23 protein-coding genes are annotated in these 24,257 nt (G+C 56.2%); 8 read left to right on the top strand and 15 right to left on the bottom strand.

Annotated features, from left to right (window positions below; translation table 11 throughout):
- Window position 1: 1 nt before the first annotated feature.
- From ubiE to argH, 15 genes are all read right to left on the bottom strand, one after another.
- Window positions 2–751: a bifunctional demethylmenaquinone methyltransferase/2-methoxy-6-polyprenyl-1,4-benzoquinol methylase UbiE gene (ubiE, locus tag HPY30_08435; GenBank protein ID QYZ66012.1), complete on the bottom strand. Its 750-nt coding sequence runs from the start codon at window positions 749–751 to the stop codon at window positions 2–4.
- A gap of 198 nt (window positions 752–949) precedes the next feature.
- The gene (locus HPY30_08430; GenBank protein ID QYZ66011.1) at window positions 950–1,318 is read right to left on the bottom strand and encodes a DUF971 domain-containing protein; all 369 of its coding nucleotides are present in this window, start codon (window positions 1,316–1,318) and stop codon (window positions 950–952) included.
- 95 nt (window positions 1,319–1,413) lie between these two features.
- A complete protein-coding gene (gene hslU / locus HPY30_08425; protein QYZ66010.1) occupies window positions 1,414–2,754 on the bottom strand; it encodes an ATP-dependent protease ATPase subunit HslU in 1,341 nt (446 codons plus the stop codon).
- 8 nt (window positions 2,755–2,762) lie between these two features.
- Window positions 2,763–3,302, bottom strand: a complete 540-nt coding sequence (gene hslV, locus HPY30_08420) for an ATP-dependent protease subunit HslV (protein ID QYZ66009.1) — start codon at window positions 3,300–3,302, stop codon at window positions 2,763–2,765.
- Window positions 3,303–3,384: 82 nt separating this feature from the next.
- Window positions 3,385–4,299, bottom strand: coding sequence for a tyrosine recombinase XerC (gene xerC, locus HPY30_08415; GenBank protein QYZ66008.1), 915 nt, complete (start codon window positions 4,297–4,299; stop codon window positions 3,385–3,387).
- A 66-nt stretch (window positions 4,300–4,365) separates the two neighbouring features.
- The gene (locus HPY30_08410) at window positions 4,366–5,064 is read right to left on the bottom strand and encodes a DUF484 family protein (GenBank protein QYZ66007.1); all 699 of its coding nucleotides are present in this window, start codon (window positions 5,062–5,064) and stop codon (window positions 4,366–4,368) included.
- Entirely contained in the window at window positions 5,061–5,891 is an 831-nt protein-coding gene (gene dapF, locus HPY30_08405) for a diaminopimelate epimerase (protein QYZ66006.1), read from the bottom strand. The genes HPY30_08410 and dapF overlap by 4 nt, the downstream gene beginning before the upstream one ends.
- A 10-nt stretch (window positions 5,892–5,901) precedes the next feature.
- Entirely contained in the window at window positions 5,902–6,051 is a 150-nt protein-coding gene (locus HPY30_08400; protein QYZ66005.1) for a hypothetical protein, read from the bottom strand.
- Window positions 6,052–6,241: 190 nt separating this feature from the next.
- The gene (locus tag HPY30_08395) at window positions 6,242–9,067 is read right to left on the bottom strand and encodes a class I adenylate cyclase (protein QYZ66004.1); all 2,826 of its coding nucleotides are present in this window, start codon (window positions 9,065–9,067) and stop codon (window positions 6,242–6,244) included.
- A complete protein-coding gene (locus HPY30_08390; GenBank protein QYZ66003.1) occupies window positions 9,067–9,888 on the bottom strand; it encodes a diguanylate cyclase in 822 nt (273 codons plus the stop codon). The genes HPY30_08395 and HPY30_08390 overlap by 1 nt, the downstream gene beginning before the upstream one ends.
- Window positions 9,889–10,010: 122 nt before the next feature.
- Window positions 10,011–10,373 (bottom strand): nucleotide pyrophosphohydrolase, encoded by a 363-nt coding sequence (locus HPY30_08385; GenBank protein QYZ66002.1) that lies wholly within the window; start codon window positions 10,371–10,373, stop codon window positions 10,011–10,013.
- Window positions 10,374–10,481: 108 nt separating this feature from the next.
- Window positions 10,482–13,388: a hypothetical protein gene (locus tag HPY30_08380; GenBank protein QYZ66001.1), complete on the bottom strand. Its 2,907-nt coding sequence runs from the start codon at window positions 13,386–13,388 to the stop codon at window positions 10,482–10,484.
- 53 nt (window positions 13,389–13,441) lie between these two features.
- Window positions 13,442–14,026, bottom strand: a complete 585-nt coding sequence (locus HPY30_08375; protein QYZ66000.1) for a PEP-CTERM sorting domain-containing protein — start codon at window positions 14,024–14,026, stop codon at window positions 13,442–13,444.
- A 653-nt stretch (window positions 14,027–14,679) separates the two neighbouring features.
- A complete protein-coding gene (locus HPY30_08370) occupies window positions 14,680–14,853 on the bottom strand; it encodes a hypothetical protein (protein QYZ65999.1) in 174 nt (57 codons plus the stop codon).
- 9 nt (window positions 14,854–14,862) lie between these two features.
- A complete protein-coding gene (argH, locus tag HPY30_08365; protein QYZ65998.1) occupies window positions 14,863–16,257 on the bottom strand; it encodes an argininosuccinate lyase in 1,395 nt (464 codons plus the stop codon).
- Here argH and HPY30_08360 point away from each other — a divergent pair.
- The 8 genes from HPY30_08360 to HPY30_08325 all read left to right on the top strand — a co-directional run bounded on the left by HPY30_08360 (window position 16,256) and on the right by HPY30_08325 (window position 24,230).
- Window positions 16,256–17,383, top strand: a complete 1,128-nt coding sequence (locus tag HPY30_08360; GenBank protein ID QYZ65997.1) for a histidine kinase — start codon at window positions 16,256–16,258, stop codon at window positions 17,381–17,383. The two genes, argH and HPY30_08360, sit on opposite strands and share 2 nt — an antisense overlap.
- Entirely contained in the window at window positions 17,380–18,120 is a 741-nt protein-coding gene (locus HPY30_08355) for a response regulator transcription factor (protein QYZ65996.1), read from the top strand. Before HPY30_08360 ends, HPY30_08355 begins: the two co-directional genes overlap by 4 nt.
- 125 nt (window positions 18,121–18,245) lie before the next feature.
- Window positions 18,246–18,770 (top strand): cytochrome c4, encoded by a 525-nt coding sequence (locus HPY30_08350; protein QYZ67965.1) that lies wholly within the window; start codon window positions 18,246–18,248, stop codon window positions 18,768–18,770.
- A 406-nt stretch (window positions 18,771–19,176) separates the two neighbouring features.
- Window positions 19,177–20,106 carry a hydroxymethylbilane synthase gene (gene hemC / locus HPY30_08345; protein ID QYZ65995.1) on the top strand — a complete coding sequence of 310 codons (930 nt, stop codon included), beginning with the start codon at window positions 19,177–19,179 and terminating at the stop codon, window positions 20,104–20,106.
- Window positions 20,107–20,880 (top strand): uroporphyrinogen-III synthase, encoded by a 774-nt coding sequence (locus HPY30_08340; GenBank protein ID QYZ67964.1) that lies wholly within the window; start codon window positions 20,107–20,109, stop codon window positions 20,878–20,880.
- Window positions 20,881–21,016: 136 nt separating this feature from the next.
- Entirely contained in the window at window positions 21,017–22,195 is a 1,179-nt protein-coding gene (locus tag HPY30_08335) for a HemX protein (protein QYZ65994.1), read from the top strand.
- On the top strand, window positions 22,192–23,469 hold the full coding sequence (locus HPY30_08330) for a heme biosynthesis protein HemY (GenBank protein ID QYZ65993.1): 1,278 nt from the start codon (window positions 22,192–22,194) through the stop codon (window positions 23,467–23,469). Before HPY30_08335 ends, HPY30_08330 begins: the two co-directional genes overlap by 4 nt.
- Before the next feature lie 245 nt (window positions 23,470–23,714).
- Window positions 23,715–24,230: a DUF1456 family protein gene (locus HPY30_08325; GenBank protein ID QYZ65992.1), complete on the top strand. Its 516-nt coding sequence runs from the start codon at window positions 23,715–23,717 to the stop codon at window positions 24,228–24,230.
- Window positions 24,231–24,257 lie beyond the last annotated feature (27 nt).

Genomic DNA, 24,257 nt, shown 5'->3' with positions numbered 1-24,257 from the left:
ATCAAAGCTTATAACCCCGATGGATCGCTACTACGCCGCCGGTTTCGTTGAAGTAGCCGCAACGCTCGAAACCGGCATGTTCCATCATCCCTTTCAGGGTCTCCTGGTCGGGGTGCATGCGAATTGACTCCGCCAGATAGCGGTAGCTATCCTCGTCGTTGGTTACCAGCTTGCCTATCTTGGGCAGTAGGGAGAAGGAGTAGAGGTCGTAGAGTTTCTCCAGCGGCTTGATGGTCGGTTTGGAGAACTCCAGCACCAACATGCGACCGCCGGGGCGGACAACTCTGAAGACGGCGTCCAGCGCCTTCTGTTTGTCGGTGACGTTGCGCAGTCCGAAAGCGATGGTAACGCAGTCGAAAGTGTTATCGGGAAATGGCAGATATTGGGCATCGACCTGGGCGTATTGCAGGTTGCCGACGCGCCCTTCGTCCAGCATGCGTTCACGGCCCTGTTCCAGCATGGCGGCATTGATGTCGGTAAAGACCACCTGTCCATCGGGTCCCACCAGGCCGCTGAAGCGGGCGGAGAGGTCGCCAGTGCCGGCTGCGAGATCAAGCACCCGCTGGCCGCGGCGTACACCGGAGATCTCTATTGTGTGGCGCTTCCACAGGCGGTGAACCCCGAACGACATCAGATCGTTCATCAGGTCATATTTGCTGGCAACCGAATCGAAGACGGCGCGCACCCGCCCCGCCTTCTCCTCGACGTTAACCTCTTCATAGCCGAAATGTGTGGTCTTGTCGTCACTCATGTTTCGTTTGCCTGCTGCGTAGGATGCGGTTCGTGCTTCACCATTTCCTGCGTGGTAGTTCACCTTAGGGAAGCTCTGATTAATTGGGTCACTGTCATCTCGATCGTAGGGAGAGATCTCAAACTACAAGGCGTATAACCAGGTTTCGGGGTATGAGATTTCTCACTGTGTTCGAAATGACAATCAATCAGAGCTTCCTTAGTTTGCCAGCTCTTTACGTTGATAACCGGCGGCTTCGAGCCGTGCCAGATAACTCTTCCAGTTGGCATTTTGGTTGGCCCCCAGTTTGTAGAGGGTCTCCCAGGAGTAGATGCCGGTGTTGTGTTCGTCGTCGAAATGGAGGCAGACGGCGTAATTTCCCACAGGATCGATATGGAGAATGTTCACCTCTTCCTTGCCGGTCTGCAATACCTCCTGACCCGGGCCGTGTCCCTGTACTTCGGCAGAAGGGGAGAATACCCGCAGGTACTCTGCCGGATAGGCAAATTTGTTGCCGTCGTCGAAGGTGATCTCGAGTACCTTGGATTGACGGTGCAGATGGATCTCGGTGGGATTGGGGTGTGACATCTCTCTTTTCTCTCTCAAACTTGATTCAAAGATGCAATTTTAAGCACTTGCCCGGCGGCAGAAACCCGGCAGCAAAGCGGGTTGGTGCTCTCTATCTAAAGAATGTACTGGCTCAGGTCCTCGTCGGCCGCAAGCTCAGCCAGGTGTTCATCAACATAGGCCGCGTCGACCGTGAAGCTCTCGCCTGTATGCTCGGTCGCTTCGAAGGAGACCGTCTCCAGCAGGCGCTCCATTACCGTGTGCAGGCGTCTTGCACCGATGTTCTCGGTGCGCTCATTGACCTGCCATGCGGTCTCGGCGATGCGTTGAATGCCATCCTGGGTAAATTCCAGCTTTACCTGCTCGGTGGCCATCAGCGCTTGGTATTGCTCGGTCAGTGAGGCGTCAGGTTCGGTGAGTATGCGGGTGAAATCTTCCGTGCTCAGCGCTCCCAGTTCCACGCGGATCGGCAGGCGTCCCTGCAGCTCCGGGATCAGGTCGGAGGGCTTGGAGAGGTGGAAGGCGCCAGAGGCGATAAAGAGGATGTGGTCGGTCTTCACCATGCCGTGCTTGGTGGAGACGGTGCATCCCTCCACCAGTGGCAGCAGGTCACGTTGCACTCCTTCACGGGAGACATCGGCGCCGCCATGGTCGGAGCGGCTTGCCACCTTGTCTAGTTCATCGAGAAAGACGATGCCCTGTTGTTCCACCATGTCGAGGGCGCGCAGTTTGAGATCCTCTTCGTTGATCCGCTTCTGCGCCTCTTCGTCCTGCAATATCTTGAAAGCGTCCTTGATGCGCAGTTTGCGCCGCCGGGTGCGCCCGGAACCCATGTTGGAGAACATGCCCTGCAGCTGATTGGTCATCTCCTCCATGCCGGGTGGAGCCATGATCTCAACCCCCATGGGCGAGGCGCTGACCTCGATCTCTATCTCCTTGTCATCCATTTCGCCGCTGCGGATCTTCTCCCGGAATCGTTCACGGGTGGCGCTGGAGACGCCGCTGTCGGAGTCGCTGTCATCACCCCAGTCACTCGACTTGGGAGCCGGCAGCAGGGCATCGAGAATGCGCTCTTCTGCGGCGTTGTGGGCGGCGTCCGCCTCTTTTTCCATCTCGGTTTCGCGTACCATTTTCACGGCGGAATCGGCAAGATCGCGAATGATGGAGTCGACTTCGCGTCCAACGTAACCAACTTCAGTGAATTTTGTCGCCTCGACCTTCATGAATGGGGCGTTTGCCAGTTTGGCCAGACGGCGGGCAATCTCAGTCTTGCCGACGCCGGTGGGGCCGATCATGAGGATATTTTTAGGGGTGATCTCGTTACGCAGATCCTCAGGCACTTGGGATCGCCGCCAGCGGTTACGCAGGGCAATGGCCACGGCCCGTTTGGCATCCGCCTGACCAATGATGTGTTTGTTGAGTTCAGCGACGATCTGCTGGGGAGTGATTTCCGACATGATAACGGTTATTGCTCGCAGTCGAGTTCTTCAAGAACGATGTTGTGGTTGGTATAGATGCAGATATCTGCCGCGATGGAGAGGCCTTTGTTGACCACCTCTGCCGCGCCTAGCTCGGTATTCTCCAGCAGGGCACGGGCAGCAGCCTGCGCAAAAGCGCCGCCGGAGCCGATCGCCATAAGACTGTTTTCCGGCTCGATTACATCGCCGGTGCCGGAGATGATCAGGGATGCCTTGGCGTCAGCGACACACAGCAGCGCTTCCAGACGCCGCAGGGAGCGTTCGGTGCGCCAGTCTTTTGCCAGCTCAACGGCCGCCCGGGTCAGGTGCCCATGATGTTTTTCCAGCTTGCCCTCGAAGCGCTCAAAGAGGGTGAATGCGTCTGCCGTGGCGCCTGCAAAACCTGCAATTACGCCACCTTTGTAGAGGCGGCGCACCTTGCGGGCGTTGCCTTTCATCACTGTGTTGCCGAGGGAGACCTGGCCGTCTCCACCGATCACCACCTTGCCGTTACGGCGCACTGAGAGGATTGTCGTGCCTTTAAACATTGTTACGGAGATCCGCACTATTACTGCAAAGGAGCGATTGTACCTGAGCGGAGGCGTTGTTAGAAATTGATGATTGAGATTGTTATTTCTTGCGGGCGCGGGGATGGGCTTTGTCATAGACTTCCGCAAGGTGCTGGAAGTCGAGATGGGTGTAGATTTGGGTGGTGCTGATGTCGGCGTGGCCGAGCAGCTCCTGTACCGCCCGCAGGTCGCCGGAGGATTCCAGCAGGTGGCTGGCGAAGGAGTGGCGCAGCAGGTGGGGGTGGACGTTTCTGGGTACCCCCTGCTCGATGGACCAGTGCCGCAGGCGCTGCTGGATGGTGGAGCGGCTGATGCGTTTGCCCCGTACACCAACAAACAGCGCGTTCTCCCCGGCCCCGGCAAGTTGGCATCGCACACTGAGCCAACGGTCGAGCGCCGCCAGCGCTTTTTGCCCGACGGGAACCCGACGGGTCTTGGCGCCCTTGCCGGTGACCTCCACCATGGCGTCGGCAATATCGATATCGCCGAGGTTGAGGCTGATCAGCTCTGCCAGACGCAGGCCGGAGGAGTAGAAGAGTTCCATGATTGTCAGATCCCGGATGGAAACGGGGTCGTCGTCCCGGATATCGAGTAGATGGTAAATCTGGTCCGCATCAAGGGTGACCGGCAGTTTGCGCCGAACCTTGGGGGCGCGGACACCCAATGCCGGATTGGCCGCGGCAACTCCTTCCCGTAACAGGTAACGAAACAGGCTGCGCAGGCTGGAGAGTTCCCGCTGCAGGCTCTTTGGGTCTAGCCCCTGGCGGTGGCGTCGGGCGATATAACTTCTGACCTGGTGTTGGTCAAGTAGTTGCCAGGCAGTGATCTTTTCTGTTTCCAGCCAATGGGTGGCTTGGTTGAGATCCCGGGCGTAGCTCTCCAGGGTGCGGGGGGAGAGGTGGCGTTCGAGACGCAGATGGCCGAGAAAACGCTCTACCCACTCCTGCGGATCGTCGGGTGGTGGCATGTGAGACATTCTGTAACCTGTCGCGATTGATGCGGTTCATACTTCACCACATCCTACACCCTGTTTTATTGCGGGCTAGATACCAGGCAGCGAGACTGCCTGCAGGGTGCGGCCAATGACTTCTCCGAGCCGCATCAGGAACTGTGTGCCCTGGTGGGCTGCGAACCGCTTGGGATCCCGGCTACCGATGGCGAGCAGACCCAGTACGCTATCATTTTTCAGTGGAATCAGCGCAGTGGAGGCGATCTCATCCCCTTCTGTGCCGAAGATGAAATTGAGCTGGGCGGGTTGCAGGGGACCGCAGACAGGTACGCTTTCGGCGAAAAACTGCTCGAAGGTAGCGATGTGTTCAGGTTTGTCGTCGAGCAGATGGTCTTCGAGGTGGTTGTTGGAGAAGAGCCTCAGTTCCACGGCGTCTGCCTTGAAGTCATCGTGCAGTTCATCTTCCAGGGCGTTCATGACTTCATCGAAAGAGGCGGCGTCGATAAGTGCCAGAGTGAGGCGATGCATACGCTCCTGCAGCGCCTCGTTCTCCCTGGCCACGTCCACCAAATCCTCCAGATGTGACTTGTAGTGATGCACCTGTTCCCGGAGGCTCTCCACCTGACGCTCGATGAGAGATATCGCAGCACCGCTTTCGTGGGGGATCAGCAGGTTATGCAACAGCGCTGGATGGCGCTCGAAGAAGTTAGGGTGATCGGTCAGGTGTCGGGCGATCTGCGCCTCCCGTTCCTCCAGGCTGGTATTGTCTGACTCTGAAGCATGTTGACTCATAGTTCGATTCTACCTTCGAAAACCGTGGCCGCCGGCCCGCTCATCAGTACCGGTTCACTCTCTTCCCGCCACTCTACCACAAGATCGCCACCGGGGAGGCCGACCCGCACCTGCGGATTCAGCAATCCCTGAATGCGTCCGGCCACCACTGCGGCACAGGCGCCGGTACCGCAGGCCAGGGTTTCGCCGGTGCCGCGCTCAAAAACCCGCAACTTGATGTGGTCCGGGTTGACGATCTCCATGAAACTGGCATTGACGCGGTTGGGGAAGCGGGCATGGTGCTCGATCAGGGGACCCAGCCTTTGAACCGGGGCCTGCGCCACTGAATCGACCTGGATTACCGCATGAGGGTTTCCCATGGAGACGGCTGCGATGGTGAGTCTCTCCCCCCCGACTTCGAGGTCGTAGGTGGCGGCCTGTCTCTCAGCTTGAAAAGGGATCTTGGCAGGAGTTAGCTGTGGCAGCCCCATGTTCACCTGCACCATTCCATCGGGCAGGTGTTTGAGCAGGATCCGCCCGGCGGCTGTGCCGACAGGGATTTCGTTCTTGGTGCTGAGCCCTTTGTCACGGACAAAGTGGGCGAAACAGCGGGCGCCATTGCCGCACTGTTCCACCTCTGATCCGTCGGGATTGAAGATGCGATAGTGGAAATCGGTCGCCGTGTCCCGGGGGGGTTCCACCAGCAGAATCTGGTCGCAGCCGATGCCGAAGCGCCGGTCGGCAACGAAGCGTAGTTGCTGCTGCGTGAATTCGACTGGCTGACTGATGGCGTCGATCACCACGAAGTCGTTGCCGAGGCCGTGCATTTTGGTGAACGCGAGTTGCATGAGAACGGGCTTATCGCTTCTTCTCGTTGTCCTGTTGTTCCATCGCCTCATCAGACGGTGGCAGATAGAGGGGGCCTTTCTGGCCGCAGGCGCTGAGCAGGTTGCCGCTGCCAAGCACGGCGATTACCAGCCACAGGAGATATCTAGGCCAACAGGTCATAGTAATGCTCAACAATTGAAGGGCAAGGAAAAGAGAGACGGAATTATAACTCAAGTTTCTGCGTTGGTGGTGATGGCTGGGATGGTGAACGTAGAATTGTAGGGTGCGCCATGCGCACCAAAACAAGCCGTATTCACGCTAATCATGGTGCGCACGGCGCACCCTGCATCCTGACTGAATCCGTGGCGAGTCAGGGAACGAGATCGAGCACACGGTTAAGGCGCTGTTCGACACGCTTTTTCAGCTGCAGCAGCTCCACCGTACGGGGCGGCTCGATCGTCTGTATCCCGGCAAGTCGCAGAGAGGTGAGATAGATAGGGTAGCGTTGGTTACCCTCTCGCAGGCCCTGTAGATGGATGGCGGTGGCAGTATAGATCTCTTCACCATACTCCAGGCGGCTGAACTCATGATCACCGCAGATCAGGGAGTGGGGACGGGCAGTGGCATCAAGGGAGTCGGTGACCAGGGAGAGTTCCATATAGTCGTCAGGCCGGGTCAGGGGTACACGGCGGGGTTCGACACTCCAGTCGCCGTTAGACGCCTGTTTCAGCTCGTAAAACCGGGGCTCTTCGAAGAGATTGATCTCACCGCCGGGCATCAGGCTGCGTAGTTGCTGCAGACTGTTGAGAAAACGTCGCTGCTGCCGCATGAGAAATCTGGGGCTGTCAGCGGGCAGGGTCTGTTGAAAGAGTGCGCCCTGCTCGTCGAGCAGATAGATATGCGTCTGCTGCCTGCCAACCTGGTAGAAGATCTGGATAAAGTCTCTTCTGCTATGTTGGAAGAGCGTCGGATAGGGGGAATTGGTAAGAATCCTCGGGTCGAACGTCAGGGGGCGGAACGTCTGTTGTGGTTGTTCCAACTCCTCCAGCAGGCTCTCGAAGGACTCCAGACTGCGCCACGCAAAGTCTTTGTCGTTCTGCTGTACCATGTAGAACTCGTGTCCCAGACGGAATGCGAAACGCCCCTCGTGGTTTTCGGACTGCTGAAAGTGGCCGATGATATGTTGAAAGAGTTCGGTGACCCGTGATGCGATCTGGCTGCCGCGAATGGAGGAGAAGCTGTAACTGGATATCCGACTGGAGGTTGTTTCGGCCTGTCCCTGCAGGTTGAGACTTTGACAAAGGGCATCGAGCAGGCCCTCTGTCCCCTCGCGGCGGGTGACCAGCAGTTCACCCCAGCTTGTCTCCACCAGCTCTTCGAGGTTGAGCACCAGGTTGTTGCGGGCGGCGCCAAAACTGAGCGGGTCATGGCGGTCGCTGGTAAGCTGTTTGCCCTCTTTCGCAAGGTGTTGCAGCGGGTCTGTGCCGAGATTGATGAAGAGTGTCAGGGAGCGCGCATACGCGGGTCGTGACAGTGTTTTCATGGAGGCAGTTGCCGGTTTTCCGCTGGGGAAAAGATTACGCAAGCTCTTGTGCAGGGCAAGCAGTTCATCTCTGCTGATGTGATCCTCTTCAGGATAGAGACTGATGATGGTGTCCTTGTCCCACACTTGGTTGATGTGGCTCCAAAGCAGAATCTCAATGAGGTTCAGGGTGATCTTTATCGGTTTGAACTCCAGAACCTCCTCTTCATCAACGGTGCCCCGGTAGAGCATCCAGGCGAGGCTGCCATCCCGTGAGCGCCGGTGGTGCAGCGAGAGGTGGGGCTCGGAGAGATCCTTGGAGATGCCGGGGTTGATGCTGTCGACCTTGCCGGGGTGATGGTCCAGCGCGGCATAGAGTTTGCGCCCTAGCAGATTGAGTTCCATGGGATCGATGCGGCTATGCTCTCCCTGAGTGCGGGCGAAGTCGGTGAGCAGCCGGTAACTGCGGGATAGCACCCCTACCAGCACGTTGCGCTCCCTGATCACCTGGTCGATCTTCCAGTCGGCGCGGGTGTCGAGTATCTGCAGCTGGGCCTGGCTCCAGCCCCACTCCCGCGTCAGCTTGAACAGCTCGGCGGCGCGCCAGTGCTGCAGGTTGCTGTCACGGCTCAGGGTTTCGCCGACCTTGAAGTAGAAGCAGCGCCGCGCCAGCTCGAGACGGTCTTCATCCTTGAGTTGGATGAGATACTCTTCAACCCGGCGGTAGAGCAGGATATAGGCGTCGAGTTTGTTGAGGTCGTCTTCTCCTGCATAGATGGCGGCCTTGGCCTGCTGCGCCAGCCATTGAGGATGGGGGAAGTCGCGGCTGTAAGCCTCCATGAGAAAAATCTTGAGGATCGACTTGTAGGGCGAGTCGATGCCTTTGTAGAGTTGCCACAACGCCGCGCCGAAGAATTCGTCCGCAGGTATCTGATCCAGACCGCCGAAGTCGAGCAGTTCCGCGTTGTTGACGAAACGGTGACTGATCAGGTTGTCGGCGTAGTTCCGATAGTCCAGTTCGCGGTCGGGGGGCACCAGCCACCAGAGTGGATAGCGTCCCGCCAGCAACACGGCGCTGCGATAGAACTCCTCCAGCAGCAAGCTGTGTTGAGTGGTGCCACTGCTCTCGCGGGAGAGGGCGGCCTTTTTGCCTGCCCTGAAACCTTCCGGATCGATAAGGAAGATGTGAAGTTCCAGATCCAGTTCGTCCGCAGCCTTTTCGATCAGTTCAGCCTTCTCCTGCAGGGTTCTGCGCTGATCGCCGGAGAGGGATGGGGTGTGGCAGAGCCAGACGTCAAAATCGCTGCCGGCTGACTGGCCGATGGTGCCGGTGCTGCCCATCAGGTAGATGCCCTCCAGCAAAAAGGTACGGTGTGCCCGTTTTTTATAGCTGAAACTGCGGCTGAGTTTGCGCGCAATGGTTAGGGCCTTCTGCGAGGGGCCATAATCGGGAATGCCGGCCGGGGATTCACTGTTGACGAAACCCGGCAGCATCGGATGGTTGATATGAAACAGCAGCGGTAGCAGAGTGATGAACTCATGCTGGCTGGGTCTGAGTTCTCCGAGGATGCGCCGCAGCCGCTCACGGTGCAGATTCATGAAGCGCCGCCGGATGGTCTTCAGATCTTTGCGGCTGATGCCCTCCTCAAAACTGATTTGCTGGGGTTCCGGCACTAACGACTCCCGGACGATGACTCCAAAGCCTCCATGGCGTGGCGAATCAGCAGATGCGGGTCGTTACCTCTTTCCCAGGTGACAACACCGATCCCAATATGGGGTGCGGTTTTGTCTCCCAGCAAGGTAAGGCTGCCATCCCGGCACTCCTGCTGGATCTGTTCCAGCAGGTTGCGGGCATCGGATTCGCTGGTTTCGGGCAGCACCAACATGAATAGATCTTCTTCGTAATGGCCAATGGTATCGGCCCATCGGAGCCGGTCACGCAGATACTGGGCGACTGCAATCACCCTGTCACTATCCAGGAGGGTGGATGGATCGTCCGGATCGCTGATGCGGACCACGGCAAGGGTTAGCGGATTGTTATAGCGGCGGCTGCGCGTTACCTGCGCCGCCAGGGCCTGCAAGGTTGCGCGTTGGTTCGCCAGTCCGGTCAAGGGGTCGGTTATGGTCAACTCCTCCACCTGTTTCTGCAGCGCCTCGCGTTCCATCTGCGCAGTCACCTGACCGCTGATATCCTGGTAGAAATGGAGTTTGAGTGGTGACTGTGCACCATCATTGATCTCCCGTACATCCCGCCGCAGCCAGCGTTCATCTGTACCGTCGACGGAGAGGTGGAGGATCTCCGTGGTTTCGAATAGTGCGTGCAGCCCTTCCGGGAGTGTTTGCTGATCCTTGCCTACCAGCTCGTTGGCGGACAGATCCAACATGGATTCAAGCGCTGGGTTGATCCAGCGGATGCGAATATTCTGGTCTACTGCCAAAACGCCTGTCGGGCAGGCCTCCAACAGCGCCTGGTTGAAACTGATTCCATCAGTCATTCTGATTCCCCACTCAATGATGGCGGCCCAATGTATTTCTCTTCGGACCGGTCTTTGTTTGTTCCTCTGATGGATGGAGAGAGGAACCCGCAAAAGCCTTAACGGCAGGGGAAGAAGAATCTTTAATCTTTATCGTATTCAGATGCCCGGCGGGCGTCGCCGTAGACTTTATCGGTGGGGTAGCGCGCTTCATTGATCCCTATCTTGCGGTAAGCAGCATCGACCAGGTTGATATCGAGGCGCTCGGCACAGCGGATCAGGTAGATCAGGATGTCGGCCATCTCCAGCGCCACCTCGTCGTGTTTCTCCGGCGGCAGATTCATGCTCTGCTCCGGCGTCAGCCACTGAAAATGCTCCACCAGTTCCGCGCACTCCGCGATCAACGCCATCGACAGGTTTTTAGGATCGTGGAACTGCTCCCAGTTGCGGGTCTGGGCGAAGATCTTGAGGCGGGTGTTCAGATTGTCGAGGGAATCTTTTGGCATGGTAGGCAAGGAGGGCAGTTAAACGAGGGTAAGAGTGCAAGATTATAGGCAAAAAGAAGCAGTCCCGGCGGAAAGGGCGGATCTTGTCCTGACTGCCGGTGCTGGAAATTAATTACAGGCTTGCCCTCTACTATTTGTAAACAAGTTAACCATATACCTAACATCTCCAATATTATATTTGCCGTCACCATTCAGATCGTAGATTGCATCAACGGATGATCGACCGAGAACTTCATTCATCAATTGACGTGCATCAGTTCGATCAACGCAGCCGTCCCCATTGACATCCCCCTCAAGGGGGAGCGCATATCCAATGGTAAACTGTGAATAATCCAAGGCTACATCATCAATAAATACCATATCAAATGTGCCGTCTGAGAGTTCCGCTCTAAGGTCCTGGTATCTCACCGCCTGAATACCTACATCGTTCTCTTCACGCACAGGAACCTGCGAGAAATCTATTGTTGCTGAGTAGGTATCATGCGCCTGAGGAACCTGGCCTATTAAATCCTCTAAAAGAATTATTGGGAATCCTGGCTGACTGAATAGAATTCCATCATTGTATGCCCCTGCCGCCGCCAGAAAGCTGAACTCGACACTGGCACTCACGATTGTAGCGTTTGCAGGCACTGTGAACTGGTGTGTAAGCCCTACAGGCCGGTTGATCCCCCCCTCGTCCAGATTAACATCCTGATCCTCAGGGGATCGTGATGATATTAGCGCCAGGGCAAGTTCAGACTGCGGCGGAATGTCAGCGGGGTCGCCAGGGTGAAAATCATCCTTGTCACCAATCAGGTAGCTGAGTTCACGCGGGGCTACAAGTCGATACACGCTCCTTCCATGAGTGAACGCATAAACATTTCCGATCTCGTTTTCCTTCAGTTTATAAACAGGTACACTCGGCATGCCCCTGTTAAGGTAGCTCCAGGACACACCACCGTCAGGGCTGGTCCATACACCTTTGTGGGTACCAAGATAGAGAAGTTCTCGGCCATAAGACGATACCAGAATCCCGTTAAGTGCCGTACTGACGATGTCATCTGTTAACGCTTGGGTAATCGCCGGAGGGGTGATGTCTTCCCAAGCTACCGTCCCGGATAGCACTCCGGTGCCTTTGATGAGCCTTTCAAAGCAGGTCACGTAAATCGTATCTGAATTGCGAGGATGAAATGCCATGTTAGAGGCGATACACCTAGGAAGAGGCGAAATGTCAATCCATGAATCGACTGACGAGCCACCAGTTGTCGTGACATATACCTTCCCTGTCGTTGTTGCGAAAGAATAGGTATTACAGGTATTGTCTGCACGTGCAAAAGCGAGCGCGTTAATGAACATTCCTATGTTTTCCTCATGCTCAATGAGTGGAGATCTGTTCCACAACCATGTGGGCCTGGTTACGTTTTCATCAAAAAAGTTATCTGTTCTCCATACTCGAGCAGTCCAGTATTCGCCAGATTTACTCAAAATTACACTCAGTACGACATTTTCATCATGCGGACAAATCTCATAACGGGACACTCTCCTCTTTCTCCCTTCGTATCTTGGATCGATCCCAGCATCAGATATTGTTGCCCCTGCATCGAATGTTCTGACTAAACGGCCATTTTGACTTGAATATGCCCAACGCTCATTCGGGTTTTGGTGGGATATCAGTGCGTCATAACCATCACCCGACAATATGTGTTTCCACCTGTCGTCAGTTTCTCTAAGTACAGTCCCGTTATCTTGGGTTCCACCAAGCAGCAAGCCCGGTTTGGTAGGATGAACCGTGCCGGAGTAAAACTGGGTAATAGAGAGGGTGTCATTGTGACTATTCCAGGTAAGCCCACGGTCTTCAGTGCTATATACCCCCCCATCGTTTCCCGCAATAAGCCGCATGCTGCTGCTGTTGTTTGTCCACTCCAAGGAATGAAAATCAGGATGGATGCCAGCACCATACCCCCCTATCCTGATCTCGGTCCCTTGATTATCTAACCATTTATAGAGATTTGCCCCGCCGACATAAAGGATATTTTCATCTTCCGGGTCTACAGAGATCACCGCGTTATAATAAATCGAGCCATAGAGCACATTGTCTGTAAATGGAAGCTTTCTCCATGTTGGTGAAACGTCCCAGGCATTCTCTGTTTTCCATACGCCTAATCCTTTTCCTGTTGTTGAATTTTGCATCAGTGTATAAACAACGTCAGGATTCGATGGAGCGATAGCCAACTCAATACGACCGACACCATCTTGTTCCGAGTCCCACGCATTGGAACCCGAAACCTCTTCCCAAGTGGCACCTGCATCTGTTGATCGATAGATCCCATTCGGTAAGTCTTCTGCCCGATCGCCTTCGTAGTTTCCAATAGCTGCATATTGAGCGGTAAAGTTGCCGGGATGCGCCTTTATATCGGTTGCTCTTCCGTCCAATACACGAACCCAATCGTGACCACCGTTAACTGACCTGTAAATTCCAGTGTCAACTAATTTCATAGGGGCACCGGCCAGCCCTGGTGATTTTCCTATTGTCGTTGCGATTAGCAGTACATTGGGGTCCGATGGGTCGACGATTATGTCGCTGGATGCCATGCGATCAAACTTATCATTGACCATTTCCCAATGAGTGCCACCATCAACAGACTTCATCAATCCCTTGCCCGCATATGCGAGCTCTGCGCCGGCAGCTTCTCCGGTGCCGGCATAGACGATTTTGGGATCACCGGGTGCAAATGCGATCGCGCCCATTGCGGATGTGATCTGATCATCGGTTCTTGGCGCCCAAGCGGCGCCCGCGTCATAGGTTTCCCATATTCCGCCGTATGCGGCTCCTATCAGCCAGTGCATTGGATCGTCAGGATCTACTGCTATGTCGGCTACTCGGCCGCTAGAGCTGACAAAGTAGTCCTTGATTGGTGTAGGACCCACATTCACCCACGATTTCCCATAGGCGAATCCTGAGTGAAGCATTAGTGCCGCGATTGCTACCAGTACAGTTCTGGCCAGAACTGCTTTACAGAAAGTGCTTCTATTCATGACCTACCCTCCATCCTGATCCAAAATGGCCCGATAGCGTCAGATGCGAGTGTCTAACGGTTATCTAACTTTCTTCCAAAATAAACCATACCCAATAGGCTTGAAGAAAAGATGAACAACGTTGATGGTTCAGGGACCGAAATCCCAGCCACCCTCAGTACAGGGTCTTGATATTCAGCAAACCAGGCATCATGAAGGAGAACATTATCGAAACGATTATTGTACCCACCTGGCTGTAATCCTTTAAAAGTTAATGTGGCAAGCGTGAGGCTTAGCTCATCTTTTTGCAGGTCAATTAAGTCGGATGGCAATAACCAGGATACTTCAAAAAATCTGATGATTCCCGTAACGGAATTATCGACATGCACCAATGTTTCAGAAGGGTCATTGGGATCTCCAAGAAACGTCCCTAATTCCCAAGATGTAAGGAGTAAACCAGGCGCGTGAAATAACACGTCCAAGTCAAAGTCACCTATTGCATTCCCTGAAGGGATACCAGAGGCGACAATGTCTAGAGAAGCAAACTCGCCAAGGGGAATTTCCTGGGAGTATGGTTCAAGAGAGAGAGTAATTGTCCTTGCTTGGAGGGAGACCAAAAACAACAAGTAAAAGAGAATAAAGCACATGACCTTTTTCATTTTCCGCTCCAAATAGTAAGCGATAGCCTCTTTCCAGCTACCTCATATTCCTGCCTGAAGGCGTTCAGAATTCTCTGTCAACACGCCTTAATAACAGCTTAGCTGATTCTAGATAAAGGATGATGATGTAGCTCAAAATTGTGTTTGTATTGGAATGACGGAAGAAATCTATCCTTGAGGGGGGCTGAGAAAGAAGGCCCCGAATATTCCGGTGGTTATGTTATCAGGGCGGAGTCGAATTGGTGGAAGGATATGCGGCACATGGTCATATTTACATGTAGCGTGATGATCCCGCCAAAGAAAAGTGTGGCGAATAGGTAGACTTTTTTGAAAAGTAAGTCGGCGATATGGATATACAGATTTTCTGCAAATGAAACGGATTTTACGGGTGGGTGAGGGTTCTAAGACATAGCTCTCTCTGAGGGTTTCCCGTCCGGTTGTTCGTCATGTTCATGCAGCGAAGGTTCGCAGGAACTTCGATCATGACCCACCTTCAGTACCACATCCCATTCCGATGCCAGCGCGGTCTGATCGGTCGTTGTGTAAACCTCCCCAGATTAGTGCCAGTCGTTGGATGCGCTCCCCGGTGGGAGGATGGGTTAGCAGCGGGGAGGGGGTGTAAAAGAGTACTGGGGCTTTTCAAGCCCAACCCGCTAGGCCAGATCGTCAACCAGGCGATAGAGGTCCGGCTCGCTGGCGGTGCTGATGCCGAAGGTGGAAATGATCAGTGCCGCGGCAAACAGTGCGAGCAGGGCACCCCGATATACTAGGCGAGCCAGGCACAGGGAGTTGCGGAGTTTGTGACGGAAGAGCCTCGCCTCATCCATGGCGATCGATCAGACTTGCAGCTGCGTTCTTGCCCGGGCGATGGCTGCCCGGACCTGGGCCGGGGCAGTGCCGCCGATGTGGTCCCGGGCAGCTACCGAACCTTCCAGGGTCAATACTTCGAAGACGTCGGCCTCGATGGTTTCGGAAAATCCCTGCAGTTCTCCCAGGCTCATGGCTGAGAGGTCCCGGCCCTCCGCCACGCCAAAAGCGACGGCGCGCCCCACCACATCGTGGGCATCCCGGAACGGCATGTCTTTGCCAACCAGGTAGTCCGCAAGGTCGGTGGCGGTGGCAAAACCCTTCATCGCCGCGTTGCGCATATTCCCCTTGCGGCAGGTAACGCCGGGCATCATCTCGGCGAAGACCTTGAGTGATCCCTGCAGGTTGTCGATGGTGTCGAACAGGGGCTCTTTGTCTTCCTGATTGTCCTTGTTGTAGGCCAGTGGCTGGCCCTTCATCAGGGTCAGCAGGCCGATCAGGTGGCCAAAGATACGTCCTGTTTTTCCGCGGATCAGTTCCGGCACGTCAGGATTTTTCTTCTGCGGCATGATGGATGAGCCGGTGCAGAAGCTGTCGGAGAGTTCGATAAATCCGAACTGGGCGGAGGACCAGATGATCAACTCCTCGGAGAAGCGCGACAGGTGCATCATCAGGATGCTGGCGTTGGCGGCGAATTCAATGGCGAAGTCGCGGTCCGAGACCGAATCCAGTGAGTTCTCGCTGGGGCGGTCGAAGCCGAGCAGTTGGGCGGTGTAGTGGCGATCGATGGGGTAGGTGGTACCGGCCAGGGCAGCGGCCCCCAGGGGCATTACGTTGAGCCGCCGGTTGCAGTCGGCGAAACGCTCCCGGTCACGTACCAGCATCTCGAACCAGGCCATCATGTGGTGGCCGAAGGTGATCGGCTGGGCGGTCTGCAGGTGGGTGAAACCGGGCAGGATGGTGTCGGCCTCCCGCTCGGCGAGGTCAAGCAGGGCCTGCTGCAGGCGTAAAATGCCGTCACGGACCACTTCGATCTCGTCGCGCAGCCAGAGGCGGATGTCGGTGGCTACCTGGTCGTTGCGGGAGCGTCCGGTGTGCAGCTTTTTACCGGCATCGCCGATGCTCTCGGTCAGAGCGGCCTCCAGGTTCATGTGGACATCCTCCTGGGCGATTGACCACTCGAAGTTTCCCTGGACGATAGACTCGCCAATCGCGTCCAGCCCGCGGATGATGTCATCCCGCTCCGTTGCAGTGAGTATGCCCTGTTTCTCCAGCATGGTGGCATGGGCAATGGAGCCCTGGATGTCATGCTGGTAGAGTCGTTGGTCAAACTCGACGGAGGCGGTGAAGGCCTCCACAAAGGCGTCGGTGGGCGCGTTCAGGCGGGCGGATGAAAGTTTCGCAGACGCGTTGTTTTCGCTCATGAAGGGCTATCCTGAAGATGAAAGCGGAAAAACGCGGATTATAGCAGGCGATCGAGAGATGCATCAGGCGGAAAAGGAACGGACGGAGATTGGCGATGGGGGCAGACAGGAGATCTTTCTGCCCGGCTTTTGCAGTATCCGTGCGGTCTTTGCCGTGGTGGTGACGACAGAGCTGTTGGCGATGGTGCTCACCCTGGCCGACGAGCGCCCGCTGGCGTTGTTCTGGCAGACTCTCAGCGTCAACTCTCTGCTGCTGCAGTGGATCGCCTTGGCCACGGCGGGGATGCTCTGTCTTTTGCGACGCCGGTTGCCGGGTCTGGGAAATCAGTGGGCCGGGCTGTTGGCCTGGGGTCTGCTGCTTTGCGCCACGGTGGTGGTTATCGAGTTGAGTCAGCTGTTTTCCGGTCAGGATCTGTCGCCGGAGCGACATCTGGAGTTGCTGGTCAAAAGTCTGGGCATCAGCGCCATCATCGGAGTGGTAGTGCTGCGTTATCTCTATCTGCAATATCTCTGGCGACAGCAGGTGGAGGCAGAGAACGACGCCCGGCTGCAGGCGCTGCAGTCCCGTATCCGTCCCCATTTCCTCTTCAACAGTATGAACACCATTGCCAGCCTTACCCGCAGTAATCCCAGGCTGGCCGAGGAACTGGTGGAGGATCTGGCTGACCTGTTCCGGGCCTCGTTGGGAGATGTGCGTCGCCTCTCTTCCCTCGGCAGAGAGCTGGAGTTGGCCCGCCAATACCTGAACGTGGAACGCCAACGACTCGGTGAACGTTTGCGCGTGGAGTGGGACCTGGAGGAGGTGCCGGAAAGTGCAATGCTGCCGTCGTTGATTCTACAGCCTCTGCTGGAGAATGCGGTCTATCACGGGATCGAACCTGCGGCCGAGGGGGGGGTGGTTCGCATCGTTGGTCGTTACCGGCGGCGACGGGTTAATCTCAGTATCCGTAATACCCTGCCGCAGTCGACGGTCACTTCCCAGCGCAAAGGCAACCGTCTGGCGTTGGAAAATGTCCGCCAACGGCTGGCCGGGCTATTTGATACAGAGGCGGGCCTGAGCGAGTCCAAGGTGGAGGGGGAGCACCAGGTGCGGCTGTTTTTCCCCCATCCCTGGAGGCTGGAGTGAGGATTCTGCTGGTGGATGACGAGGCGCTGGCCAGGGAACGACTGGCTGGGCTCATAGCCGAGTTGGGCGCGCCCTACCGGGTGGTGGGAGAGGCCGTCAATGGAGAGGATTCCCTGAAGTTTTGCGCCCAACAGGGTGTCGATCTGGTATTGATGGACATCCGCATGCCGGGCATGGACGGTCTGGAAGCCGCAGGCCGGCTTGCCGGATTTGAAACGCCTCCTGCAGTGATCTTCACCACTGCCTACGAAGAACATGCGCTGGAGGCTTTCGAACGGGAGGCGCAGGATTATCTACTGAAACCGGTGCGCCGGGAGCGCCTGCGCCAGGCGCTGGAGCGATCTTGCCGGATCACCCGGCCACAACGAGAAACGCTGGGACAGGTGGAGCGAGAGAAGATACCACAGCTAAGTGTTACCTATCGTGGCGGCGTATTGAGTCTCTCCCTCGATGAAGTGATCTACCTGCGGGCCGACAGTAAATATATTGCCGTGCGGCACGGTGCGGGAGAGGCGTTGTTGGAGGATACCCTGAAGTCTCTGGAGGATCGTTATGCCGACTGGTTGTTGCGCATCCATCGGAATGCACTGGTGGTGAGGCGGCGGCTGAAAGGGTTGGAAAGGGGGACGGATGGGAAGATGCAGGTGGTCTTGATCGGATGTGAGGAACGTCTGGAGGTGAGTCGCCGCCATCTGCCGGAGGTGCGGCGTTGGTTGAAAAGGGTGCCTGACGGATGACATTTCGTCTGTGTGCCGTTATCGCTGCACTGTTGCTGCTGACTGCCTGCAGTGTGCCCCCCAAAGAGGCGCAAAAGCCGTTGCCTGCTGTATCGCAAGCGAACACCGAAACCACTCCTGAACTGATGGAAGGGGCCGATGGAGAAACCCTCGCCGGTGGCTGCTTTGGCTGTCATGGCTTCGAGGGACGCAGTCTTGGTCCGGCTACCCCGTCGATTGCTGGGCTCTCCGAAAACTATTTCATCGAAGTGATGGAGGCCTATCGCCGGGGAGATCGCTTCGGCACTGTAATGGGCAGGATCCTGCCTGGATACACGCCGGATGAGGTACGCCGGATGGCTGGTTACTTCTCATCCAGGGAGCAGCGTCCGCCGAAGCAAAAAACCGACTGGCGGCTGGTGGACAGAGGGGCTGTATTGCATCGCCGCTATTGTGAAAAGTGTCACGGAGAGGCAGGCAGCGATCCGGAAGACGATGCCGGACGGCTTGCCGGTCAATGGAAACCCTACCTGCGCTGGACCTTGAAGGACTATCTGGTTGGCGTCAACCGTGCGGAACGGGGCATGTCGAAAAAGTTCACCCAAATGATGCAAAAACAGGGCGTCGAGAGCCTGGAAGCACTGGTCAATTACTATGCGAGACAACGCTGAACTTTATTGTAGCCAAGAAACGCAGGTTGGGCTGATCACATAATAAATTGCTTGCAGGCAAGGCAGGCTTTAGCATAGGCGCTGTATGGGCTGGATTTGGCTGCAAGCCTCTCCAGGATCAGATCTTTAGGAGGCTGTCGGGTTTAACACTGTTTGGCTGCAAATCCCTGGATGGTGATCAACTCAGCTTATCGAACTCGTTAAATAGGTCCACTATTTGCCTCGTTCGATAAACTGATTTGATTCGCCCCCAGTGATTTTATTACGGGCATCCTGCCCTTCACCCCTTCGGGGGCAGCAGAGCTGCTCAATCCGCTCCTGCGAATTAGTCGCTTCAAACGGATAAACCCGACAGTCTCCTGGAAAACAATAATACCGGCATTATTAATATCGAGGCCCCTTTAACATGCCCCAGAAAACCATCCGTATCGCCACCCGAGTCTCCCCCCTTGCCATGTGGCAGGCTGAACATGTGGCCGCAGAGCTTGGAAAAGTGCATCCCGGCATCAAGGTTGAACTGGTGGGTATGAAGACCCAGGGTGACAAGATACTGGACACCCCCCTGGCCAAGATCGGCGGTAAAGGGTTATTCGTCAAGGAGTTGGAACAGGGCATGCTGGAAGACCGGGCCGATATTGCGGTCCACTCCATGAAGGATGTACCGGTGGAGCTGCCGGAGGGACTGCATCTGCCGGTCATCATGCAGCGTGAGGACCCTCGGGACGCCTTCGTCTCCAATAACTTCAAGAGCTTCGATGAACTGCCGGAAGGCAGTTGCGTCGGCACCTCCAGTCTGCGCCGTCAGTGCCAGCTCGCCGAGTTGCGGCCGGATCTGGTGATCAAACCATTGCGGGGCAACGTCAACACCCGCCTGCGAAAACTCGACGAAGGGGAATACGATGCCATCATCCTCGCCTCGGCGGGATTGATTCGTCTCGGTTTCGATGATCGCATCACCGCCACCATCGGTCCGGAGCAGAGTCTTCCGGCGATCGGTCAAGGGGCTGTCGGGATCGAGTGCCGCAGCGACGATGAGCGGATCAACACCCTGCTTGCGCCCCTGCACCATCAGGAGACCGCCTATTGTGTTACCGCAGAAAGGGCGATGAACAATCGCCTGATGGGCGGCTGCCAGGTGCCCATTGCGGGGTACGCGATGTTGGAGAATGGGGTTCTCTGGTTGCGCGGTCTGGTGGGAGAGCCGGACGGCAGCCGTATTCTCCGGGGAGAAGTGGAGGGCACCACAGCCGAGGCGGAACAGATGGGGTTTGGGCTGGCGGAAAAATTGCTTGACTGGGGGGCTGATGAGATTCTGGCCACCCTCTATGAAGACTGACTGAATGTGAGTTGCGACCTGCGGGGCATCGGGGTGCTTGTCACCCGGCCTGAGCATCAGGCGGGGGGGCTGTGCGAACGGATAGAGGCCAGCGGCGGAATGGCGCTTCCTTTCCCGGCGATAAGGATAGAGCCGACGGAAGATGCGGGCGCCGCCGGGTTGTTGCAAGGCATGGAGGCAGGGGACACGCTGATCTTCGTCAGTCCCAATGCGGTCACCTTCGGGCTGCAGCTGCTGCATGGAGAGCGGTTACCCGATTGCATCCGGTTGGCATCGGTCGGCAAGGGAACGGCACGGGTATTGATGCAGGCAGGTTATCCGCCGGATGTGGTTCCGTCGACGCGCTTCGACAGCGAAGGGCTGCTGGCAACCTCAGAGCTGCAGCAGGTCGCTGGCAAGCGGATTGTCATTGTGCGGGGCGTGGGTGGCCGGGCTCTGCTGGGTGAGACCCTGAATCAACGGGGGGCCGAGGTGAGCTATGCCGAGGTCTATCGGCGGCAGCGGCCGGTGGTGGATGTTGCCCCCTTGCTGGCCGACTGGTCCCGGCGGGTTCAGGTGGTGACGGCCACGAGCAACGATATTCTCGCCAATCTGGCCGCACTGTTGGGAGATGCCGGTCGGCAGAGTTTGTGTTTAACCCCACTGCTGGTGATCAGTCCGCGTATGGTGGAAGAGGCGCGGCGGATGGGATTTGAACAGATAGTGCTTGCTGATGGCGCGGATGACGAGTCTATCGTCCGGCGGCTCTGTGAGTGGTGGATGGAGACCCATTAGTCTGCATCCAGAGTAAGATTCGTAGGCCTTATCAAACGCAGCGGATCAGACTAAAGGCTTGAATCTGCCTACATTTGATAGAGAAACAGAATCGAAAAGTGGCCTATGGCCGCATAACAAACGGTACCACTGAGTCATGACAGAACAGGAGAAAGCGGCAACTGAGCAGGAACGAGTCGATGAGCCCATCGAGCCGGTTGTCGGGGCCGATAGTGAAGCACAACCAACAGACTTGGGATCGCTCCCATCGTCAGGTTACATCCCGAAACTGGCTGTTGTGCTGGCAGTAGTTGCGCTGTTGGCTGTCTGCGTCGGGCTATTTACCGGTCACAACTATTGGCAGGAGATGCAGCAGTCGTTGCAGCGGATCGATGCAGATCTGACCCGGAGGGAGCAAGAGCAGTCGACCTTTTCCGCCGGTCTGGAAGAGACCCGCCGTGTCTTTGAACTGCAGCAGCAGCAGATTGAGTCCCAGCGCCAGGCACTGGCGGATCAACACCAGCAACTGCAGCAGTCTCATGATGCACTGCAGGCGCAACGCATTCAGATGGACGACTCCCTGTCGGATATGCAACGCAAGCTTGGCAGCGACCAAGGGCAGTGGCGTATCTCGGATGCGGAATATCTGATGCGGGTGGCGAACCACCGTCTCACCCTGGAGGGTGATGTGGCCACCAGTATCACCGCGCTGGAGGCAGCCGATTCACGCTTGCGCGATACTCTCGACCCTGCGTGGAACAGCGTGCGGGAAGAGGTGGCCCGCGAGATAGCTGTTTTGAAGATTGCGCCCACCGTAGATATGGCTGGCCTGAGTGCCCGTATTGGTGGGTTGATCAGGCAGGTGGATCAGCTGCCCTTGCGGGATCAGGGCGGTATACCGCCACGCCCGCCGCAGGCATCAGAGAGTATTGAGTCGCTGACAGCTGAAGGCTTCAGCCTGCGGAAGATTCTCGACGACCTCTGGGAGGGGTTTAAATCGATGATGGTGGTGCGGCATCATGATCGCCCCATTGCTGCCATGCTGCCACCCGAACAGCGCTATTTTCTCTATCAGAATCTGCAGTTGAAACTTGAAGGGGCGAAGGTGGCTTTGCTGGCGCGTGACGCGGGACTCTACCGCGACAGTCTGAAAACTGCAGCCGAATGGATCGAGGGCAATTTTGAGATGGAGGCGGGAGAGGTGCAGGCATTTCTGGCGCAACTCCAAGGTTTGGGCGGGGAGGTACTACTGCCCGATCTGCCGGATATCTCCGGTTCCCTGCGCACCCTGCATGCCCGCCGTGAGGCGCTTGAGAAACAGGGAGAGAGGCAGTGAAGTCCCTCATCGCCGGTTTTGTTGCCCTGCTGTTCGCCGCCACTTTGACCCTGTGGGTGAAAGAGGACAATGGTTATGTGCTCATCGGCTATGGACATTGGACGATAGAGGGCAGTCTGGCACTCTTCGTCCTGGCGGGAGCGCTGTTGTTTGTGCTTTTCTACCTGTTGCTGAGATCTCTCTCCCGACTCTGGGCCTTTCCTGGACAGGTGCACGATTGGCGGGGACACCGTCGGACACGCAAGGCTCAGCAGGCTCTGACTCAGGGGCTGGTGGAGCTATCCGAAGGACGCTGGGAACCGGCAGAGAAGCACTTGCTGCGTTACGCGAGCCAGTCTGAGACACCGTTGCTCAACTACCTGGCCGCAGCCAGGGCGGCGCAGTTGCAGGGCGCCCATGAGCGTCGGGACCACTACCTGAACCTGGCCCACGAAAGCATGCCTGCGGCAGATGTGGCGGTCGGTCTCACCCAGGCGGAGTTGCAGCTTGCCCATCAGCAATATGAACAGGCGCTGGCAACCCTCACGCATGTGCGCACTCTGGCGCCGAAACACGCCTATGTCCTGAAATTGCTGAAGAAGCTCTACGAAGACCTGGGTGAGTGGGACAAACTGGAGGGTCTCCTGCCCGAGTTGCGCCGCCGCAAAGTTATTTCTCAGGATGAGCAGCTTGAGTTGGAGAGCCGAGTCTACCTGGAGCGGCTGCGCAAGGCCGCCGGGGAGAGTGATCAACTCGTGCTGCTGAGAATATGGAATCACCTGCCCCGTTCGCTGCGAGGTAACCAGGCATTGGTGGAGGCCTACTGTGAACTGCAGACAGAGCGGGGTACGGGCGAACAGGCCGAAAGGATCATCACAGACTACCTGAGACACACCTGGAGTGACCGGCTTGTGACGTTGTTCGCTGCGATCGGGGGGGGCGACCCCGCTCAGCGTCTTGCGCTGGCCGAAAGCTGGTTGCCGGCGCATGCGGATGATCCTGTGTTGTTGTTGACGCTTGCCCGCCTCTGTCTTCACTGCAAACTCTGGGGTAAAGCGAGGAGTTATCTCGAAGCCAGGATCGGACTGGCGCCGTCACCTGAGGCTTACCGGGAACTCGGGGCGTTGCTGGAGCAGATGGACGAATCAGAGGCCGCGATGGATTGCTATCGCTCGGGATTATCATTATCGGCAGGTCCGGCAACGTTGCAGGATACGGTGAAAAAGTTGCCGGCCTCCGCAGGGACGAACCCTAAAGAGTCGCCAGAAATACTGTTGGGCGTGGAGAGTTCTTAGGCGGGAAGGACACTTTGCCTGCCCCGGTTATTGAAGGGAGTCCGCATGGGCAGGTTGGTTTAAGCCGTCATTTTGGCCGTAACCCAACAATATGCACCACTCGTCGTGTTGCGCTACGCTAACATGACCTACTGTTTTTGGGTTTAGGTCAGGCCATTGATAACACGAATATTGTTTCCTAAAGCCAGTGCCATTCCTCCCAGATCCGATTTGCTTCCCTATAACTTCATGATCAGAGCATACTTGTGAACAATAACGATATCTTGCGCCGTATCCGCTATATCTTCGACTTTAGCGATTCGAAAATGATTGCTCTATTTGCCTTGGCCGACTATCAGGTAACGAGGGGGCAGATCAGCGATTGGTTAAAAAAAGAGGATGATCCAGCCCACCAGAAATGCATCGATTCTCAATTGGCGATTTTTCTGAATGGTTTGATCAATGACAAACGGGGAAAAAAAGAGGGGGCACAACCTGAACCGGAGCAGCGTTTAACCAACAATATCGTTTTTAGAAAATTAAAAATCGCATTAAACTTGAAAAACGAAGATGTATTGGAGATTTTGGGTCTGACAGGGGTGCGCATAAGTAAACATGAATTAAGCGCGTTTTTTCGTAAACCAGGTCATAAACACTATCGTGATTGCAAAGACCAGGTCTTGCGTAATTTTCTAAAAGGGCTACAGCTTAAATACCGTCCTGGCGTTGAACAGGAAACCGCGTCTGTCTGGAAACCACTCAAAACGCCGAGACAGGTTTAAGCGGTTTAAAATGTAACAATCAACATG

The sequence above is a fragment of the Gammaproteobacteria bacterium (ex Lamellibrachia satsuma) genome (assembly GCA_019623805.1).
In the GTDB taxonomy this organism is placed as follows: domain Bacteria; phylum Pseudomonadota; class Gammaproteobacteria; order Chromatiales; family Chromatiaceae; genus QGON01.
This window is presented reverse-complemented; position numbering and strand designations above follow the sequence as displayed.

Bases quoted from the DNA above. Each gene is read 5' to 3' on its own strand.
- HPY30_08360 (QYZ65997.1), top strand. From the start codon at position 16,256: ATGAAGGGCTATCCTGAAGATGAAAGCGGAAAAACGCGGATTATAGCA.
- dapF (QYZ66006.1), bottom strand. From the start codon at position 5,891: ATGCAACTCGCGTTCACCAAAATGCACGGCCTCGGCAACGACTTCGTG.
- HPY30_08380 (QYZ66001.1), bottom strand. From the start codon at position 13,388: ATGAATAGAAGCACTTTCTGTAAAGCAGTTCTGGCCAGAACTGTACTG.
- HPY30_08410 (QYZ66007.1), bottom strand. From the start codon at position 5,064: ATGAGTCAACATGCTTCAGAGTCAGACAATACCAGCCTGGAGGAACGG.
- hemC (QYZ65995.1), top strand. From the start codon at position 19,177: ATGCCCCAGAAAACCATCCGTATCGCCACCCGAGTCTCCCCCCTTGCC.
- ubiE (QYZ66012.1), bottom strand. From the start codon at position 751: ATGAGTGACGACAAGACCACACATTTCGGCTATGAAGAGGTTAACGTC.
- HPY30_08400 (QYZ66005.1), bottom strand. From the start codon at position 6,051: ATGACCTGTTGGCCTAGATATCTCCTGTGGCTGGTAATCGCCGTGCTT.
- HPY30_08335 (QYZ65994.1), top strand. From the start codon at position 21,017: ATGACAGAACAGGAGAAAGCGGCAACTGAGCAGGAACGAGTCGATGAG.
- HPY30_08375 (QYZ66000.1), bottom strand. From the start codon at position 14,026: ATGAAAAAGGTCATGTGCTTTATTCTCTTTTACTTGTTGTTTTTGGTC.
- hslU (QYZ66010.1), bottom strand. From the start codon at position 2,754: ATGTCGGAAATCACTCCCCAGCAGATCGTCGCTGAACTCAACAAACAC.
- HPY30_08350 (QYZ67965.1), top strand. From the start codon at position 18,246: ATGGAAGGGGCCGATGGAGAAACCCTCGCCGGTGGCTGCTTTGGCTGT.
- argH (QYZ65998.1), bottom strand. From the start codon at position 16,257: ATGAGCGAAAACAACGCGTCTGCGAAACTTTCATCCGCCCGCCTGAAC.
- HPY30_08390 (QYZ66003.1), bottom strand. From the start codon at position 9,888: ATGACTGATGGAATCAGTTTCAACCAGGCGCTGTTGGAGGCCTGCCCG.
- HPY30_08385 (QYZ66002.1), bottom strand. From the start codon at position 10,373: ATGCCAAAAGATTCCCTCGACAATCTGAACACCCGCCTCAAGATCTTC.
- xerC (QYZ66008.1), bottom strand. From the start codon at position 4,299: ATGTCTCACATGCCACCACCCGACGATCCGCAGGAGTGGGTAGAGCGT.
- HPY30_08370 (QYZ65999.1), bottom strand. From the start codon at position 14,853: ATGGATGAGGCGAGGCTCTTCCGTCACAAACTCCGCAACTCCCTGTGC.
- HPY30_08430 (QYZ66011.1), bottom strand. From the start codon at position 1,318: ATGTCACACCCCAATCCCACCGAGATCCATCTGCACCGTCAATCCAAG.
- hslV (QYZ66009.1), bottom strand. From the start codon at position 3,302: ATGTTTAAAGGCACGACAATCCTCTCAGTGCGCCGTAACGGCAAGGTG.